This window comes from Thermotoga sp. KOL6 (genome assembly GCF_002866025.1).
GTDB lineage: Bacteria > Thermotogota > Thermotogae > Thermotogales > Thermotogaceae > Thermotoga.
The window spans coordinates 738,799-755,700 of sequence record NZ_LNDE01000001.1 but is presented as its reverse complement, the minus strand read 5'-3'; the positions used below and the strand labels follow the sequence as shown (position 1 = coordinate 755,700).

Sequence of the window (16,902 nt, the reverse complement as noted above, 5' to 3'; positions counted from 1 at the left end):
GATTATAAAATTTCTGGGAATGTTTATCCTTTCACCGCGCCGGCACTCAGTCCTGCAATGATTCTGTTCTGGAACACCAAAACTAGTATTACAAGCGGGAGCGTAACAATGACCGCGGCTGCCATGAGCTGTCCCCAAGGTATTTCGTACTGGGAAGCTCCTTTGAAGAGAGCAACCGCCACTGGAACAGTATAAAGGCTGGGTTTCTGCATGAAAGTGAGGGCGAAGAGAAACTCATTCCATGCGGCAATAAAAGTTAAAAGGCCTGTTGCCACGAGTCCTGGAGCGGACATAGGGAGCACTATCGACCACAATGTTCTCAACTTGGATGCTCCGTCGATGAAGGCGGATTCTTCAACCTCCTTTGGAAGCTCTCTGAAGAAGCTTTGGAGTACCCAGACTGTCAAGGGTAAATTCATTGCTGTGTAGGGAATGATCAATCCTGTGTAGGTGTTGATCAACTTCAAGCTTCTGAGTATCAGAAAGAGTGATCCGAGAATGGACACCTGTGGAAACATGCTTACCGCAAGGATTAAAGACATTACGATGACTTTCCCTTTGAATTTCAGTCTTGCAATTGCGTACCCAGCAAGAGATCCGACAACAAGTGCCAGCAGTGTCGTTATTCCAGCCACTATGATACTGTTCTTTATGTTTATGTGAAAAGGCCTTTCTTTAAAGACTTTTACGTAGTTTTCGAAGGTAACTCTTTTTGGAAACAAACTAGGATTCTTCTCGAATAAATCTTGATCGGGTTTGATCGAGGAGATGAAAGCCCAATAAAGTGGAAACACGCACCAAACGAGGATAAGAGCAACTGCTATGTAGAGAAGAATCTTTTGCATTATTGAAAGACTCATGCGTTTTCCCTCCTCAGTCTAACTTGAGTCTCAAAGACTTTATGTAAATGATTGCGAATATGGATATGAGGACAAATATGAACACAGAAATGGCAGAGCCGTATCCAAACCATGCACCTGTAAACGCTCTATCCATTAGTACGTGCCTGTTGTAAACTGCTAGTGTTTCTGTGTTTACCGCTCCACGTGTCATGATGTACACGACATCGAACACACGTAGAGCATCCAAAGTTCTGAATATTAACGCAACACCTATTGTTGGAGTTATAAGAGGAAGTGTGATCCTGAAAAATCGCTGGATGGTATTCGCACCATCTATTCTGGCTGCTTCGTATATATCTTCGGGAATCACTTGTAACCCTGCCAGTATCAAAAGAGCCATGAATGGAGTTGTTTTCCACACATCAACAAATATGATTGCCCACATGGCTAAACCCGGTGTTCCAAGGATTGGTGTTCCAGGTTCCACGATTCCCAGCTTTTCCCAAAGTCTCGACATGATACCGTATTGATCGTGGAACATCCATCGCCACATTTGGGAGGAAATAGCCGTTGGAATTGCCCATGGGACGAGCATAGCAGCCCTCACAGCACCTCTCAGAGCGAATTTTTGATGAACAACCAGAGCGATTAGGACACCAAGAACAGTTTCCAGAGCCACGGAAACGACGGTAAAGAAAACGGTATTTTTCAACGCCATCAAGAATCTTGTATCTTGGAACAATCTAAAGTAATTCTGAAGTCCCACGAACTTTCTTACTATACCCGGTCTCAACCCAAAGCTGTAAAAGCTATCGTAAAAGGTTTTAAAGAGTGGAAAGAACGCTACCACTGAGATTATGAGAATGGTCGGCAAAATCATCCAAAACGCTGTCCAACCACTTCTTCTTTCCATCATCTTTTTCAATCCTCCTCGATTTGTATCCATATGTCGTCCATAATGTAGGGATCTTTGTTACTACCACCACCAAATATGTAAGCCTTGGGTTCTTTTTCGATCGGTCTGAACCTGTTTTCAACACCGTCGTAATCCCAGGTGGTGACGTATATCCTCCATCCCTCAAAGGTCGACGGTGAGCCTATTTGTTTGCCTTTTACAATAATTTTGATCCAGCCGTCTTTGACTACGACTTCCGGAGAACCAATTTGCGTTCCAAAATGCTCTTCGTCCGCTCCCTCTGAAGAGAAAAGAGCAGAATTCCAACCAGTTACAAAAATTTCGTAATCCCAGTCGTCTATTGAAGCGTTTTGGAACGGTAATACTTTCTTTCCGGTTTTTGAAGGATCATCAAGAAAGATCTGGAAAGTGACATGGTCGAAACCGAGTGGAGGATTCCAGCTGGTCGTTATTTCTCGAGGTTTTATCCAAATGATGAGATTTGGACCCATTTTTTCGACTCTTATCCCTAATACATCCATTTGGTGTTTGAAAGTGGAATCTGTTGGGTACAAATATCTTCCATACGGCCCATGATCGTCACCTGGTAGATCGTTGAGTTCTAGAAGCTTTTTTGTTGGTATGATGATTTCGAACCAGAGTTCTTCGGAGTAAAGCACTTCTTTGGGAGTTCTTCCATAGGTTTTCAAAATCACAAAATGCTTTCCAGGACCGATTTTGTAGGGATCGATGAAAACTTCAAACTTACCATTGCTCAGATCGAGTTTTTCACCAGGTATCTTGTAAGTTCCGTCAACATAGATGTACACTCTTCTGCCGTTAGTATCTCCCCATACCCTCACTTTATCTCCCGTGAAATCTACGTTGGCAGACAGTTTTATTTTGGTTTCTCCAATACTGGAAATATCAGATTTTACCTTAAAAACAGTCAAGCTCTTTGCTGGAACGATGAAAACGGTCGAATCTTTCTGATTCACTATTCTAGCTTTTTCAGAGGATGTTGTAAACACAGATTCCGCTACTTTGGGGAGAGAAGAAGGAGTTACTCTGATTCTATCTTCGCCGGATGTATTCATGACAACAAGAAGATTTTCTTCCTCACTTTGAAGCTCATAAACCAGAATTCCTGCGTTCTCATCGTTGGAGAGAATGGGTACTACCTTGCCGTATCTTGTTGCAGGATGATCTTTTCTAAAATTGATGGCCTCTCTTATGAACTCGTACATAGGGCTATTTTGATCGAAATGATCCTTCCCCTTTGAGCCCCATCCATTTGCGAACATGGAAGCACGGGTTTCTTCGAATATTTGTTCTGTTCCATAATAGATCACAGGCATACCAGGGAGTGTCATCAGGAAACCTATAGCCATTTTGAGCGTTGGTAGATCTGTCCCCTTAGCGAATCTTTCCATATCATGATTGTCTATGAAAGTAACGAGCAATCCCTTGTTCAGAATCTCGTTTCTCCTCTCTATTCTGTAAGCAAGCCAGGAGGTGGGCTTACCACCTTTCAAAACGCGTCTTATTTCTTCGGCGAGAGGAAAGTCTAGCATTGCATTGAAACCGTACTCGAAATATGTTTCTATTTCTCTTTCAGCGGTATCATCTTTTGGTGGAGAAGTAAGCCAGACCTCACCGAAGGCGATGAAATCGTCTTTCTGTTTCATTATTCCGTTTTCTCCAAGAAAGAAATCTCTCCAAAAATCCTTTGGTACGTACATAGCGGTATCCACCCTGAATCCATCAACGCCAACCTCTTTTATCCAAAAAACATAAGAATCTTTCAGAGCGTCTCTGACCAAGGGATTTTCTGTGTTGAGATCATCAAGCCCCGCTAATTGATAGTAAAGTCTCTGCTTGGGATCTGAATAGTTGGTGATATCGGGAGTCCAGTGATAGATGTTTTTTTCTCGATGCTCAGGATTGTTGTAATCGTTCATGTTGAAAGGAAACTGTGTTGGAGCTGAGGTAGGAACGCTACCTTTGTTTAGGATGAAATGACCGTTAACGAATTTGAAGTAGTTTCCCACGTGGTTCACCACGATGTCTTGGATGAGAACCATTCCATTTTCATGCAGAACCCGAGAGAGTTCTTTGTAGACTTCCAAATCCCCGAAGTGCTCATCCACCTGTTTGAAATTTCTCGCCCAATAACCGTGATATCCCCCGTAGTTTACCCAGGGATCCCACCATTGGTTGGCTACGGGAGGGGTTATCCATATTCCGTCAACTCCGAGCCCTTTTATATACTCTATTTTTTCGAGAATCCCTTTCAAATCCCCCCCGCTGTATTTCGCGGGATTAGTTGGGTCGTACTCATAGTATCCTTGATTGTTGTTGGAGGGATCACCGTCGTTGAATCTGTCTATCATTATTTCGTACAAAACAAGATCATTCCAAGAAAAGGAAAATGCCAGTATGACGAGGAAAGACAACAACAACAACGTTATCGCTTTTGCCATCTCTATTTTCCTCCTTGATCGATGGTTCAAAGAAGCGAGGGGATTCCCCCTCGCTTCCGGTTACTGACCGAGAAGGAATTTCAGCTCTTTTGCGATGTTCTTTATTGCTTTTTCCGGGGTTGTTTGTTTCGTTAGAGCAGCGTGTACATACCTTTGAATCACATCAGAAACTTCACTGTAGTTAGCGACTCTTGGTCTTGGGAGGGCATTTATGAAGACACTAAGAAGTTCTACCATGAAGGGTGCTGCTTCTTTTAACCTTGGATCTTTGTAAACGGCTTTTCTGGTTGGATTTTGTCCAGCGTTGATCGCTTTGTAAAGTTGTTGATCATAGCTTGTGAGGAACTTTATAAGTTTCTTTGCTGCTTCTTTTTCTTCAGGTGGAGAGAATTTGTTTATACCGAGCACCCATCCACCAAGTGTAGCGGCTCTTCTTCCACCAGGTCCCATTGGGAGAGGTGATACACCGACTTTTCCTTTGATAGGAGATTCATCGCTGTTTACGAGAGACCAAGCGTAGGGCCAGTTTCTCATGAAAACGGCTTCACCGTTTTGGAAAATTCTCCTTGCATCTTCTTCCATGTAAGTGGTGACGCCTTCAGGAGTGATCTTGTGTTTGTAAATGAGATCCACCATGAATTGGAGAGCGTCAACGGCTTGTGGGGAATCAATCACTACGTTTCCATTCTCATCGAGAACGTCTCCTCCGAAGGACCATAGATATTCGAGGAAGTCACAAACGAGCCCTTCGTATCTCGCACCTTGCCACACAAATCCGTGAATACCTTCAGCTTGGGAGATCTTCTTCGCCATCTCAACCAGTTCGTCCCATGTTCGTGGTGGATGATCATAGCCGTACTTTTCCAGAAGATCTTTTCTGTAGTAGAGAAGACCCGCATCTGTAAACCATGGAACGGCAACGATTTTTCCGTTAACGGTAACTGACATCACAGTTCCCGGGAGAAATTCACCGAGTTCAAAGTAATCTTTATCTGCTGTCAAATCTTCGAGAAATGGAGCAAATTCCGCTGGCCAAATGACATCCAACATAAGGACGTCTGGGTCGGTCTCCCCAGCTGCGAAGTAAGTGACGTAGAGATCGTGTCTTTCCGTTGAGCTATCAGGCATTGGAATGATTTCCACTTCAATGTCAGGATACTGTTGGTGGAACATTTCGATCTGTTTTTTCAGGACTTCGAGCTCCTTTCCTACCCCTCCAGATGTCATGGTGATTTTTACAGCAAAGAGCCCACCAACAAGTAAAGCAACGAGCACTAACGCTAAATACTTTCTCATGAAACCACCTCCTTAAGTATCAGTTAAATGACGTTGTAATCAAATTAACCTATTTGATATTTTGCCATACTCACTCGAAAATGTAAAACGAGAAATCGAGAGAACGGGAAAGATTTTCTTCATTAACTGAAAATAATCGGAAGTTTTTGGTGGAAATGGATAAATACCTCGGGAAATCAGGTATGTTAGAAAAGAAAGCGGGGGAACCCCCGCTTTTAATCTTCTAAACCGTTATTTTTGATAACGTTAGCGTACCAGTGTCCACTGTCTTTTATGATGCGCTTTTGGGTTTGGTAATCTACGTACACGATTCCAAATCTTTTCGAATATCCCTCTGCCCATTCGAAGTTGTCTAAGAGAGACCAAACGAAATATCCTCTCAGTGGTACCCCATCTTGAAGCGCTTTCCAAGCTTGTCCGATGTGCGCCTTCAGATAATCTATTCTGTTCTGATCGTGAACCTTTCCATCTTCGCTTACTACATCGTTGTATGCGGCACCATTCTCCGTAACATATATTTCCTCTGGGTTGTATTCGTCTTTTACACCTTTCAAGATGTAATACAATCCTTCTGGTACGACTTCCCATCCCATCTCTGTTTTTGGTAAATCTCTTTCCACAAAGGAAACTCCGCCAGGTGATTTGGGATCGTACTTCACCATATGACCCGAGTAGTAGTTTATTCCGACGAAATTTATTCTCTCTTGAATTTCTTCCATGTCTTTCTTGTAATCTTTTGGAAGAAATTCCCTGGCGAACTCGCGAACTAGTTCGGGATAGTCTCCCTTGTATATTGGATTCAGGAACAACGGATAGTTGGTAAACTGGTGAGCAAATTCAGCGGTCCTAACGTCTTCTTCTTTTTCACTTGCAGGTTCGAAGTATCCGTTGTTGAAGACAATTCCTATCTTTCCGTCTTTCACTATTTCCCTGAAAATCTTCACCGACTTTGCATGAGCTCTTAAAAGATTGTGAACAACGTGAAAGGCTACGTAGATATCCTTCATTCCGGGTGCGTGCACCCCGTAGAGATGGCCAACGATGGCGACAACCCAAGGTTCGTTCAATGTTATCCAATGTTTCACACGATCACCGAAGTTTTCGAAGAGAACTCTCGAGTACTCGGCGAACCAATCTGCCACTTCTCTGTTTGCCCATCCGCCTTTCAGTTGAAGTTCAAAAGGTAGATCCCAGTGATAAATGGTCACAAATGGTGTAATTCCTTGTTCCAAAAGAGTATCTATAATCCTACTGTAAAAATCTATTCCTTTTTGATTCACTCTTCCAGTTCCTTCAGGAAGGATTCGAGGCCAGCTGATTGAGAATCTGTAAGCCTTTACTCCCAACTCTTTCATGATCTCGATGTCTTCTTTCCATCTGTTGTAGTGATCACAAGCGATGTCCCCTGTGTCTCCATTTTTCACATTTCCAGGTGTGTGAGAAAATGTGTGCCAAATGGACATACCAGCTCCATCCGCCAAGGGTGATCCTTCGATTTGATAAGAAGCGGTTGCTACTCCCCACAAAAAACCTTCGGGAAATTTTTTCATGCTCATCACCTCGTTCTTTGGTATGGTTCGTTTACCAAACTATTTTACCATGATTTGAGACAAAAAAAGAAGGGGATCTCCCCTTCGTTATATCGGAAAGCTTGGAAGTGCGTAATTATCCCATTACAACCTCTACTTTATGCACTTTGCCATCATCGAACAAAGGCAGGATTTTTCCCTCTATTTTTTCCCCGTCAACGAATACTTCTTTAACTCCTTTGGATACATGGGCAGGATTCTTCACCGTGATTTCGTAAGTAGTTCCTCTGAATTTCCTCACGACTTTGAACCCATCCCAGTCTTTGGGGATGCAGGGATCTACCATCAGTCCATCGTATGTAGGTCTGATGCCAAGAATGTACTGTGTTATTGCCACAAAACTCCAGGCTGCTGTTCCTGTAAGCCAAGAATTTTTTGCTTCACCGTGCCTTGGAGCGTCTTTTCCCGCCACCATCTGTGCGTAGACGTAGGGTTCTGTTCTGTGAATTTCACTGATTTCTTCAAGATAAGTTGGAGTGATTTTTCTGTAAATTTCAAAAGCTCTCTCTCCTCTACCTATAACAGTTTCGGCGATCGCCACCCAAGGGTTGTTGTGACAGAAAATACCAGCGTTTTCTTTGTAGCCTGGGGGATAGCTCGATATTTCACCGAGTTCTATGTAATAACGACTGTAGGCGGGTTGTTGAAGTACAAGACCGTAAGGAGTATCCAGATATTTTTTTACAGAATCGAGAGCTTTGTGGGCGTATCCATTATCTACTCCTATCCCAGCCATGACACACATTCCCTGGGGTTCTATGAATATCTTTCCTTCCTCGCATTCTCTGCTACCCACTTTTCTCCCGAATGCATCGTACGCTCTCAAGAACCATTCTCCGTCCCATCCGTATTTCAAAGTTGTTTCTACCATTTTGTCGACGTGCTCTTCAGCTTTTTCTGCTTCTTCCTTAAGCCCACGACGTCTACAGATTTCTACAAACTCCTTTCCTGCTAAGACGAAAAGGCCGGCTATGAAGACCGATTCCGCTATCCTTCCATCAAGAGCGTTTTCTGTGGTTTGGAACGATTCGTCCGGATTTTTGGAGAAACAGTTTAAGTTCAAACAGTCGTTCCAATCTGCTCTCCCAATGAGTGGAAGTCCGTGGGGCCCAAGGTTGTTCACTGTGAAGTAGAAAGACCGTTTCAAGTGTTCGAGGAGGGTTGCCTTTTTGTTTGGGTCATTGTCGAAAGGAACTTCCTCGTCGAGGATACTCCAATCTCCTGTTTCTTTTATGTAAGCGCTCGTTGAAAGGATGAGCCACAATGGATCGTCGTTGAATCCTCCACCGATTTCGTTGTTTCCTTTTTTCGTGAGTGGCTGAAATTGATGGTAAGTGCTCCCATCCTCGAATTGAATAGAGGCAAGATCGAGGATTCTCTGTCTGGCTTTTTCTGGAATCATGTGAACAAAACCGAGTATATCTTGATTCGAATCCCTGAATCCTATTCCCCTACTTATTCCAGATTCAAAATAAGAAGCGCTTCTTGCAATATTGAAGGTAATCATACATTGATATTGATTCCAGATGTTTACCATTCTATCTAACTTCTCATCATGTGTTTTTATTTGTATACGTCCAAGAAGATCGTCCCAATACTTTTTTAATTCATCTAAAGCCTTTCTCACATCTTCACTCGTTTTGAACTTTGCAATCATTTCTTTTGCACGTTTCTTGTTTATAACACCGGGTTTTTTCCATTTTTCTTCTTCGGGATTTTCAACGTATCCAAGAATAAAAATGAGCTCTTTTTCCTCAAAAGGAGAAATTTCAAGTTCTAAGTAATGAGAAGCAATCGGTGACCAACCACTCGCCACAGAATTTCTCGGTTTCCCTTCCACAACAACTTGTGGAGCTTCGAATCCGTTATACAAACCTATGAAAGATTCTCTATCCGTGTCGAATCCATCGATAGGATGGTTTACAGAATAAAACGCATAATGATTTCTTCTTTCCCTGTATTCTGTCTTATGATAGATAACAGAACCCTCTATTTCTATTTCTCCTGTGCTGTAATTTCTCTGGAAATTTGTCATATCATCCAAGGCGTTCCAAAGACAGAATTCTACGAACGAGAAAAGTTTCACCTTTCTTGGAACACCTGTTCTGTTCTCAAGAACCAAATGGTGAACTTCTCCTGTAAAGTTTTTGGGAACAAAGAAAGTCACGATGGCTCTCAATCCGTTTCTCTCACCCGTAATCTTTGTGTATCCAAGACCATGTCTCGCTTCAAAGAAGGAAAGTTCTTTCTTCACAGGCATCCAACTGGGAGACCAAAAATCTCCGTTCTCTTCCCTTATATAAAAATATCTTCCGCCTGCATCCGTTGGAACATTGTTGTACCTGAATCTTGTAATTCTTCTGAGTCTCGCGTCTTTATAAAAACAATAGCCCCCTGCCATGTGAGAGATGATAGAAAAAAAGTCTTCCGTTCCGAGGTAGTTTATCCAAGGATAAGGGGTTTGCGGGGTTGTGATGACATACTCTCTGTTTTCATCATCAAAACACCCGAATCTCATGACTATCACCTTCTTTCTTTGTTTTCTCATCGAAACAATTGTACTCTGAAAATATTTTCATACGAAATTTAAAGGCATCATATCATAAACAAATAAAGACAAATATCATCGAAAAGAAATCTTTTTCTTCTATTTTCGTATGGTTCTTTCTAGTGTTACTTAGATATATTTAATATTGATAAATTTATAGATACAGAAATAAAGTTTATTATAAAGTAATACAACGACCGTTATACATCATAGTGTTGATAACTATTGACAAATATAATTATTTAGAGTTAAAATAACCGACGAAAGGAGGTGAAAGTATGAGGTACGTTCTGTGGAGTATTCTAATTCTTGGATTGGTATCTGGATGCGTCTTGCTCAACAGTGGAGGCAGTTTCACCAAGGTTCCTGTGTATCTCACGGACAATCCAGCCTTTGATCTTCAAGCGCTTTGGGTGAAGGTTTCGGATGTAGAGTATCATTATTCCTTAAACGATGAAGGTTACACAGCAACCGCTACCCTTTTCAATGATGAATTCGATCTTCTCTCACTTGCAGGCACCGAAACACAGTTTTTTGAAATGGAACTCCCAGAAGGAGCGATGTTGCAATGGATAAAGATAAACCTGCAATCTTCTGCAACTGCGGTAACATCCAGTGGAACAATTTCTGTCAGGATACCATCTGAAAAAATTAAGATCGTGAAACCTGTAATAGTTCAAAATGGTAGTGAAATCGTTTTGGACTTCGATGTTGCAAGATCTTTGAAGATTGTTCAAACAGGAAACAACAGCGAGTATATTCTCAGGCCCGTTATTGTACCTTACCATCGGGAAAGACATGAATACGAACAAGAAGAAGAACACAGATACAGATACGAGGTTGAGGGACGTGTAGCACTAGAAGGAGAGAATATGTATCTTGTTGCGCTCTTTGAAGGTAACACTCCTGCTGGAACTCTCGTTGATCTTGAGATAACGGATGACGAGTTTGGCTTTGAAGATTTGAAGGAAGCAACCTACACAATCTATGTGTACGACAATTTTGATAATATTTTCAGTGAGGAAACAAGCGAGTCTTCAGAAACTGGGGAGGAAGAAATGGAAATAGATGAAGATTACTTAGAAGGTGTAAACCAAGAAATTGCTCTTGAACTACAAAGTTTAACTCCACAGGCATCCGAGGTGTTCTATCTTCATGACGCGACCATAACAACTTATTGGAATTCTAACTACATCACTCTTGAACTTGATGATTGAGAATACAAGGGAGGGTGGAAGTTTTCATACTTCCACTCTCTCCTTTTCTCTTCTTCTCCTCCTTTTTCTAGAGGAAATCTTCTCTTCCTTCTTTCCCTCCTCTAAGAGAAATTTTTCAAGTTCCTGTGCTTTGAAATTTTCTAACGCTTTTTTCACCTTTTCTTCGTGTATTTCCCTTACAACTTCTGGTGGCAAGAAGATCATCATAGTTTCACCTCCCTTTCTGTGATTTTTCGCCTTGATTTTCCATAACTTTTTATAGCATAGTTTTGAGACAAATTGAGAAAATTTCTCAAAAAAGTCTCTTAAGGTATTATTTATAGGATTTTACGAAGTTTAATTAGTTATAACAAAGAGCAGGGTTACCCCTGCTCTTTGGTTCTGCGAAAATTGGATAGTTATTCAGCAATGAAAGTGTAGATTTTGAACGGACGATAATTCATGGGAAAATGAACATCCTCTCTTTTTTCCTCCAAAAGATCAGTGAGGTATATTCTCTTGTTCCAAGGGAGCTTAATAGAAAGTTTGCCGGCTGTTCCAAAGATTTCAACGAGTCTTACGATGAATTTTCCGTTTGCTTTTCTAAAGGATGTAAGCTTGAAGCTTCTAGGTTTGATTTCTAGGAGAGGTGACGGAATATCAAGCTTTCCAAAATGAACAAGAAGTGGTTTGTTCAATTCTTCGGCTTCTTTTATAGTACCTCTCAAATCGTTTCCAAGATGAGGGTAGACGGAGTAGACGAATTCATGCTGTCCTTCGTCAGAAAGAAAATCAGGGAAAATTCCGGCCTTTATAAGGGAAAGCCCAACCATGTTTTCTTGAACACTGTATCCATACTTTCCATCGTTCAAAGTAGAAACACCAAAATCTGTTTGTGAGAGATCCATCCATCTGTGACCCGGAACTTCGAACCTTGCCTGTTCAAATTTCGTATTCTTGTGAGTTGGCCGTTCGATGAATCCACCTGAGATATCGAATTTTGCGATTCTTGACAGAACGTTGATGGGAAAATACACCCTGAGGAGAGCCCTTCTTGTATGCCAGTCGATTTTTGTCTCTATATCAAGTCTTTTGCTCTTCCTGTATAGAACGTAGTACTGAAAAATTTTACTGCCTTCTGCTTCGTATTCGACACGAATAACCTCCCTCACAGGACCGAATTCAATCTTTTCTATCTTTTTTGCCTTCAGAGGATATCCAGTCTTTTCTACACCTTCGGCTATATCCCAGTTATCCCAATGAGGCGGAATGTTCTTGTGAAGTTTCAGATAGTTTCCTCTATCTTCAAATGCGTATCTGTCTGCTTCCTTGTCGTAAATTTGGATCGTTCCATCCGGATTCACGGAAACTTTCAAGTATTCATTTTCCATAGAAAGATCGTTTCTTTTTGGCATTTTTTCGTGCGATTCCTCATCTTGGACTTTCAACTCGATTTTCGAGAAAGGTTCCAACTCAAAATCTAAAAAGTAGACGTATCTTCCATCATGCGTTGCCTGTCTCAGAACTGGTCCGATCTCCGAGGAAAGATTCAATTTTTCGTTTGTGAAAAAGTAGCATTTTCTTGGAAAAGAAGAGACGTTCAAAAGTGTAAGTGTTTTCTTATCACCATCGGAAAGTATTTTCAATGACTCTTCTACGATTGTGTTGGCTCTTTTTTCAACGTAGGATAGTTCTTTTTCGGTGGTTTCGTAAACCTCTTTTATGGAAGAACCCGGTAGAATGTCGTGGAATTCGTTCCTCAGAAGGATCTTCCAAAGCTCATCTATTTCTTCGGAGAAATCCTTGTTTGTCAAGGAAGAAATCAATTCGGCTTTGTAAAGGGCATCTTCTGATTCCTTGTGTAATCTTTTCGTTCTGGATTGTGAAGTGTAAGTTCCTCTGTGAAGTTCGAGATAGAGTTCACCATCCCAAATAGGAAGTTCTTCGGTGAGATTTGTTTTTTCAAAGAACTCTTCAACGCTTCCTATTTCGAGTCTTGGAATTCCGGGTATCTTTTTCATTATTCTGTAGTTTTCTAGCATATCTTCCGTTGGACCTCCGCCACCATCACCGTAACCAAAAGAAAGAAGCACACTATCTAAGAGATCCTTCTGCCTGAAATTCTTCCATGTTTTGTACACAGTGTCCGGATCTATTTTTCCGTTGTAGCCCTCGTTCGGATTTTTGAAACTGTAGTAAAGAACCTCTGATCCGTCTATTCCTCTCCAACGGCATATATCATACGGAAACTCGTTCGTATCGTTCCAATTGAGCTTTGTAGTGACGAAATAGTCTATCCCAACTCCTTTAAGAATTTGCGGCAGGATCCAAGAGAACCCAAATACGTCAGGGAGCCAGCAAACTTTGCTCTTTTTACCGAACTCCTTCTCGAAGAACTTTTGTCCATAGTAGAACTGTCTCACCAGAGACTCCACCGATGGAACATTGCAATCTGCCTCTACCCACATGCCGCCGACGGGTTCCCATCGACCGTCTTTCACCAGTTTCTTGACTTCTTCGAAGAGCTCCGGCGAGTTCTTCTTGAGATCCTCATACATCTGGGCAGAAGATTGAGTGTAGACGAATTCTGGATACAATCTTGAAAGCAACACCGAGTTGGCGAAGGTACGAAGGATTTTTCTTTTTGTCTCTTCAACTGGCCAGAGCCATGCGTAATCTATATGAGCATGCCCAACGAGGTGAACCGTTCCATAACCAGGACCATTCCTTTTCACTTTTTCCAGTTCGATTTTGAATTTTTCGAATTCTTCGATGAGGTTTCTTTTCAAATCATTTGGGAGTTTCATACCGGTGAATTCTCCAAAATCAGGGCTGGACCAAACATTTTGGATTTCCATTTTTATTCCTGGATCTTCTTGAGAAGCTTTCAGATAAGTTTGTGTGTCACGCGGAATCCATATCTTCGAAAGGAAATTTTCAGTCAATCTGATGAGTTTTCTAGAAAGTACTTCGTCATCGATTGTTTCGGCTGTCTTTATCGTGAGTTCGAGTGTCTTCAACACTTCTTTTATTTTCTCATCAATAACAAGGAGGTATGCTTCAGAAAAAATGGGATGCTCGGGCTTTCCGAAAAGTCCTCTGGGAACCGTTTGTGCTTCTATCAAATGTGTTTTCCCATCCGCTAAGGGAGTTATATTCAGCATTCTGTGGTGTTCGTTGATCTCACCGTAGGGTTTCCCATCCACGAAGATAAGAGTTTCACCACCAAACCACAATTTAAGGTAAACTTTTTGATCGTCCTCAATTGAAATAGGTTCTAACTCCTTTTTGAACCACACCGGGGCAGCATGAAAGTTCCACTCAAAACCGGGGTTGACTGTTTTTTCATATCTGCTAGGTTTTTTATCGCAGGAGTTTTCACTAAAGAACCAGTTTGTGAGGGGAACTTTTTTAACAAATATGTAGGGGAACATTTCTGATATCATTTTCAGTAGATGATAATTCACAGCTGTTTCCTCCCTTCGAAAAAATTAATTCGGATGTTAAAATTATACATCTTTTTTCTGGATTATACCAGTATATACATGTTTCATCTTGTTGTACATTTGGTTAATCGTCATAACATAATGATAAAATTTATTTTGAAAACGAATAGAAAGGAGTGTTTGAAATGCTTCCTAAATACGTGAAGATAATTAATTATTTAGAAGAGATAATATTGAAAGGTGAAATAAAACCTGGTGAGAAAATCCCTTCAGAAAATGAATTAGCCGCAAAGTTCAACACAACAAGAATGACGGTACGAAGAGCTCTCAAAGAGCTTGAGGCAAGACAGATTATAAAAAGGGTTCCTGGAGTGGGGACTTTTATTTATGATTCTAACATTCTCTCGAATAAAAAAGTTGGGGTTATAGTGCACAATAGGAGAATCATGTATGGAATAATATCAGCTCTTACAATGGAAAATATGAAGTATTTTGTTTTCGACCAAACAGGTGATTTAAACAGAGAAAGAGAGTCTTTATCTCAACTTCTGAAATATGGGATAGATGGTTTGATCATAGAGCCTTATGCAACTTCTGCTGCCAACGAGCTTCTCAGTCGACTAATTGATGAGGGATTTCCTGTCGTGTTTGTTGATCGAACGATTCCTGGCAATTTTTCAACCCCGACCATTTTATCGGACAATTACAAAGGAGGGTTTCTCATAGGAAAACATATGGTGCAAATTCATAATGTCAGGAAAGTTTTATTTGTTAGTCATGAGGATCTATCAATAATAAGTGTAAGGGAAAGATACAGTGGGCTTTCGGAAGCTCTTGGTTACCAGCCGGAGATCTTCAAGCTTCCTTCTTTGAGAGCGGATCTTATCAACTTGGTTGATTACGTGAAAAATAAAGAAATAGACGCAGTTTTTTTCTGTAACGACACGATTGCTTTAAGAGGGATCTGTTATTTTCTCAAATTTGGAATAAAAGTACCAAATGATGTCAAAGTATTTGGTTATGACGACGAACCGTTCTCAAAAATCACTTTGCCTTCAATAACTACAATAAGACAATATTTGGAAAAAGTCGGTGAAGAAGCTGTTCAAACTTTGATAAGTATTCTCAAGAAAGAAAGAGTAGAAAAAATAAAAAGAGTGGATGTAGAATTAGTTATTAGAGAATCTTGTGGGTGTAAGTGATCGTTTATTTTTGAGAAACTTTCTAGTAACGTTGTGTTCTTATTATTTTTACTTGATATAACTTGTATATACCGGTTTGATCATGTAGAATTAGGGTGGAGAAACATCATTTTCAATTTGGGAGGTGGTTTTCGTGAAGAGATTTCTGCTGGTTTTTTTGATGATGCTGTTTTCCGCTTATTTGATAGCGGCAACAGAGATCGTGTTCTGGCACACCCTTCCTAGAGATCCAGACAAGAGTAGTATCGACGCCATCGTGAAGGAATTTGAGAAAGAAAATCCAGATATTAAAGTGAAAGTTGTAGTTGTGCCTGCCGGAGAAACAGATGCTACAAAGCTCATTACGGCTGTTGCAGCTGGGACAGGGCCCGATCTTGTTTACTTGGATAGGTTCACTATTCCACAAAGAGCCGCTCAAAATGTTTTAGAGCCTATGGAAGATTACCTTAAAGAGTTAGGAGTGGATGTTGAGAATTTGAAAAAGGATTTCTACGATTTCGCAATTAGAGAATGTACATTCAATGGAAAAATGTGGGCACTTCCCTTTGACACAGATGTAAGAGTTTTGTTCTACAATCCTGATTTGCTCGCTAAAGCTGGTTATAAAGAGCCTCCCAAAACCATTTATGAACTCATAGATGTTGCAGAAAAATTAACGGTTGAGGGAAAGAGGGGAAGATACGAAACTGTTGGATTCATTCCTTGGTATGCCCAGGGTTGGCCGTACACTTGGATATTTGCATTTGAAGGAAAGGTCTTCGATGAAAAGACTGGGAAATTCGTTTTTGCGACCGATCCTGGTGTGATTGAATCTTACAAATGGCAGAAGGAATGGGCTGATAGATTTGGATATGAAGCTTTGAATGCTTTTGCGTCCATGCAAATAGGCGACCTCAACGTTTTTACTGCTGGAAAACTCGCTATGCTTGTCGATGGGAATTGGACTCTTTCGGGTCTTCGCTTGTTTGCCCCCCCGGATTTCAAATATGGAATAGCAGGTATCCCTACCAAGAGTGGGAAAAACGTTACTTGGTGTGGAGGATGGAGTCTTGCAATACCGAGGGGAGCAAAACATCCAAAGGAAGCTGCAAGGCTTGCACTTTTTATCGCAACCAAAGGACAGGTTAGATACGCAGTGGATACTCTCCACATTCCTACTTACAAACCAGCTGTCGAGGAATTTTTGAAAAAAGATCCCGACCAGAAAGTATTTGTTGATCTGCTTCAAAACGCCAAAATAAGACCTCCTGTTCCAGTTGGTGCGTTGCTTTGGGATAAACTTGTTGAAGCTCGTGATTATGTTTTAACCGGTAAAAAAACGGTTGAAGAGGCATTAATGGATGCGCAAAAAGAGGTCCAGGAAGCATATGATGAAATTATGAAAGAAGTTGAGTCGAGAGAATAA

The 16,902-nt window shown here is 41.1% G+C and carries 11 protein-coding genes; 3 read left to right on the top strand and 8 right to left on the bottom strand.

The genetic code is table 11. From position 1 onward, the window contains the following. Positions 1 to 23: 23 nt before the first annotated feature. The 6 genes from AS005_RS03995 to AS005_RS03970 all read right to left on the bottom strand — a co-directional run bounded on the left by AS005_RS03995 (position 24) and on the right by AS005_RS03970 (position 9,623). Entirely contained in the window at positions 24 to 860 is an 837-nt protein-coding gene (locus AS005_RS03995) for a carbohydrate ABC transporter permease (RefSeq protein WP_101510361.1), read from the bottom strand. A 13-nt stretch (positions 861 to 873) separates the two neighbouring features. Next, positions 874 to 1,755 (bottom strand): carbohydrate ABC transporter permease, encoded by an 882-nt coding sequence (locus AS005_RS03990; RefSeq protein WP_101510454.1) that lies wholly within the window; start codon positions 1,753 to 1,755, stop codon positions 874 to 876. 8 nt (positions 1,756 to 1,763) lie between these two features. After that, positions 1,764 to 4,220, bottom strand: coding sequence for an alpha-amylase family glycosyl hydrolase (locus AS005_RS03985; RefSeq protein WP_101510360.1), 2,457 nt, complete (start codon positions 4,218 to 4,220; stop codon positions 1,764 to 1,766). 60 nt (positions 4,221 to 4,280) lie between these two features. After that, the gene (locus AS005_RS03980) at positions 4,281 to 5,516 is read right to left on the bottom strand and encodes an ABC transporter substrate-binding protein (protein ID WP_101510359.1); all 1,236 of its coding nucleotides are present in this window, start codon (positions 5,514 to 5,516) and stop codon (positions 4,281 to 4,283) included. A gap of 215 nt (positions 5,517 to 5,731) precedes the next feature. Beyond that, entirely contained in the window at positions 5,732 to 7,072 is a 1,341-nt protein-coding gene (locus AS005_RS03975) for a GH1 family beta-glucosidase (protein WP_101510358.1), read from the bottom strand. A gap of 109 nt (positions 7,073 to 7,181) precedes the next feature. Further along, positions 7,182 to 9,623: a GH36-type glycosyl hydrolase domain-containing protein gene (locus AS005_RS03970; RefSeq protein WP_101510357.1), complete on the bottom strand. Its 2,442-nt coding sequence runs from the start codon at positions 9,621 to 9,623 to the stop codon at positions 7,182 to 7,184. Between the two features lie 308 nt (positions 9,624 to 9,931). Here AS005_RS03970 and AS005_RS03965 point away from each other — a divergent pair, with 308 nt between their 5' ends. Further along, complete coding sequence (locus AS005_RS03965; protein ID WP_101510356.1) at positions 9,932 to 10,870, top strand: DUF4382 domain-containing protein; 939 nt, start codon at positions 9,932 to 9,934, stop codon at positions 10,868 to 10,870. A 24-nt stretch (positions 10,871 to 10,894) separates the two neighbouring features. Here AS005_RS03965 and AS005_RS03960 read toward each other — a convergent pair whose 3' ends face one another. Beyond that, entirely contained in the window at positions 10,895 to 11,077 is a 183-nt protein-coding gene (locus AS005_RS03960; RefSeq protein ID WP_101510355.1) for a hypothetical protein, read from the bottom strand. A gap of 191 nt (positions 11,078 to 11,268) precedes the next feature. Then, the gene (locus AS005_RS03955; RefSeq protein ID WP_369819471.1) at positions 11,269 to 14,295 is read right to left on the bottom strand and encodes an alpha-mannosidase; all 3,027 of its coding nucleotides are present in this window, start codon (positions 14,293 to 14,295) and stop codon (positions 11,269 to 11,271) included. A 185-nt stretch (positions 14,296 to 14,480) separates the two neighbouring features. Between AS005_RS03955 and AS005_RS03950 the strand changes: the two genes are divergently transcribed. Together AS005_RS03950 and AS005_RS03945 are read left to right on the top strand one after the other, a co-directional pair. Beyond that, positions 14,481 to 15,497: a substrate-binding domain-containing protein gene (locus AS005_RS03950; protein ID WP_101510353.1), complete on the top strand. Its 1,017-nt coding sequence runs from the start codon at positions 14,481 to 14,483 to the stop codon at positions 15,495 to 15,497. Between the two features lie 133 nt (positions 15,498 to 15,630). Beyond that, positions 15,631 to 16,902 (top strand): ABC transporter substrate-binding protein, encoded by a 1,272-nt coding sequence (locus AS005_RS03945; protein ID WP_101510352.1) that lies wholly within the window; start codon positions 15,631 to 15,633, stop codon positions 16,900 to 16,902.

What these genes read in the sequence shown, in the direction of transcription:
- AS005_RS03965 (WP_101510356.1), top strand. Translation starts at nt 9,932, where the DNA reads ATGAGGTACGTTCTGTGGAGTATTCTAATTCTTGGATTGGTATCTGGA.
- AS005_RS03980 (WP_101510359.1), bottom strand. Translation starts at nt 5,516, where the DNA reads ATGAGAAAGTATTTAGCGTTAGTGCTCGTTGCTTTACTTGTTGGTGGG.
- AS005_RS03990 (WP_101510454.1), bottom strand. Translation starts at nt 1,755, where the DNA reads ATGGAAAGAAGAAGTGGTTGGACAGCGTTTTGGATGATTTTGCCGACC.
- AS005_RS03950 (WP_101510353.1), top strand. Translation starts at nt 14,481, where the DNA reads ATGCTTCCTAAATACGTGAAGATAATTAATTATTTAGAAGAGATAATA.
- AS005_RS03955 (WP_369819471.1), bottom strand. Translation starts at nt 14,295, where the DNA reads ATGATATCAGAAATGTTCCCCTACATATTTGTTAAAAAAGTTCCCCTC.
- AS005_RS03960 (WP_101510355.1), bottom strand. Translation starts at nt 11,077, where the DNA reads ATGATGATCTTCTTGCCACCAGAAGTTGTAAGGGAAATACACGAAGAA.
- AS005_RS03995 (WP_101510361.1), bottom strand. Translation starts at nt 860, where the DNA reads ATGAGTCTTTCAATAATGCAAAAGATTCTTCTCTACATAGCAGTTGCT.
- AS005_RS03970 (WP_101510357.1), bottom strand. Translation starts at nt 9,623, where the DNA reads ATGAGATTCGGGTGTTTTGATGATGAAAACAGAGAGTATGTCATCACA.
- AS005_RS03975 (WP_101510358.1), bottom strand. Translation starts at nt 7,072, where the DNA reads ATGAGCATGAAAAAATTTCCCGAAGGTTTTTTGTGGGGAGTAGCAACC.
- AS005_RS03985 (WP_101510360.1), bottom strand. Translation starts at nt 4,220, where the DNA reads ATGGCAAAAGCGATAACGTTGTTGTTGTTGTCTTTCCTCGTCATACTG.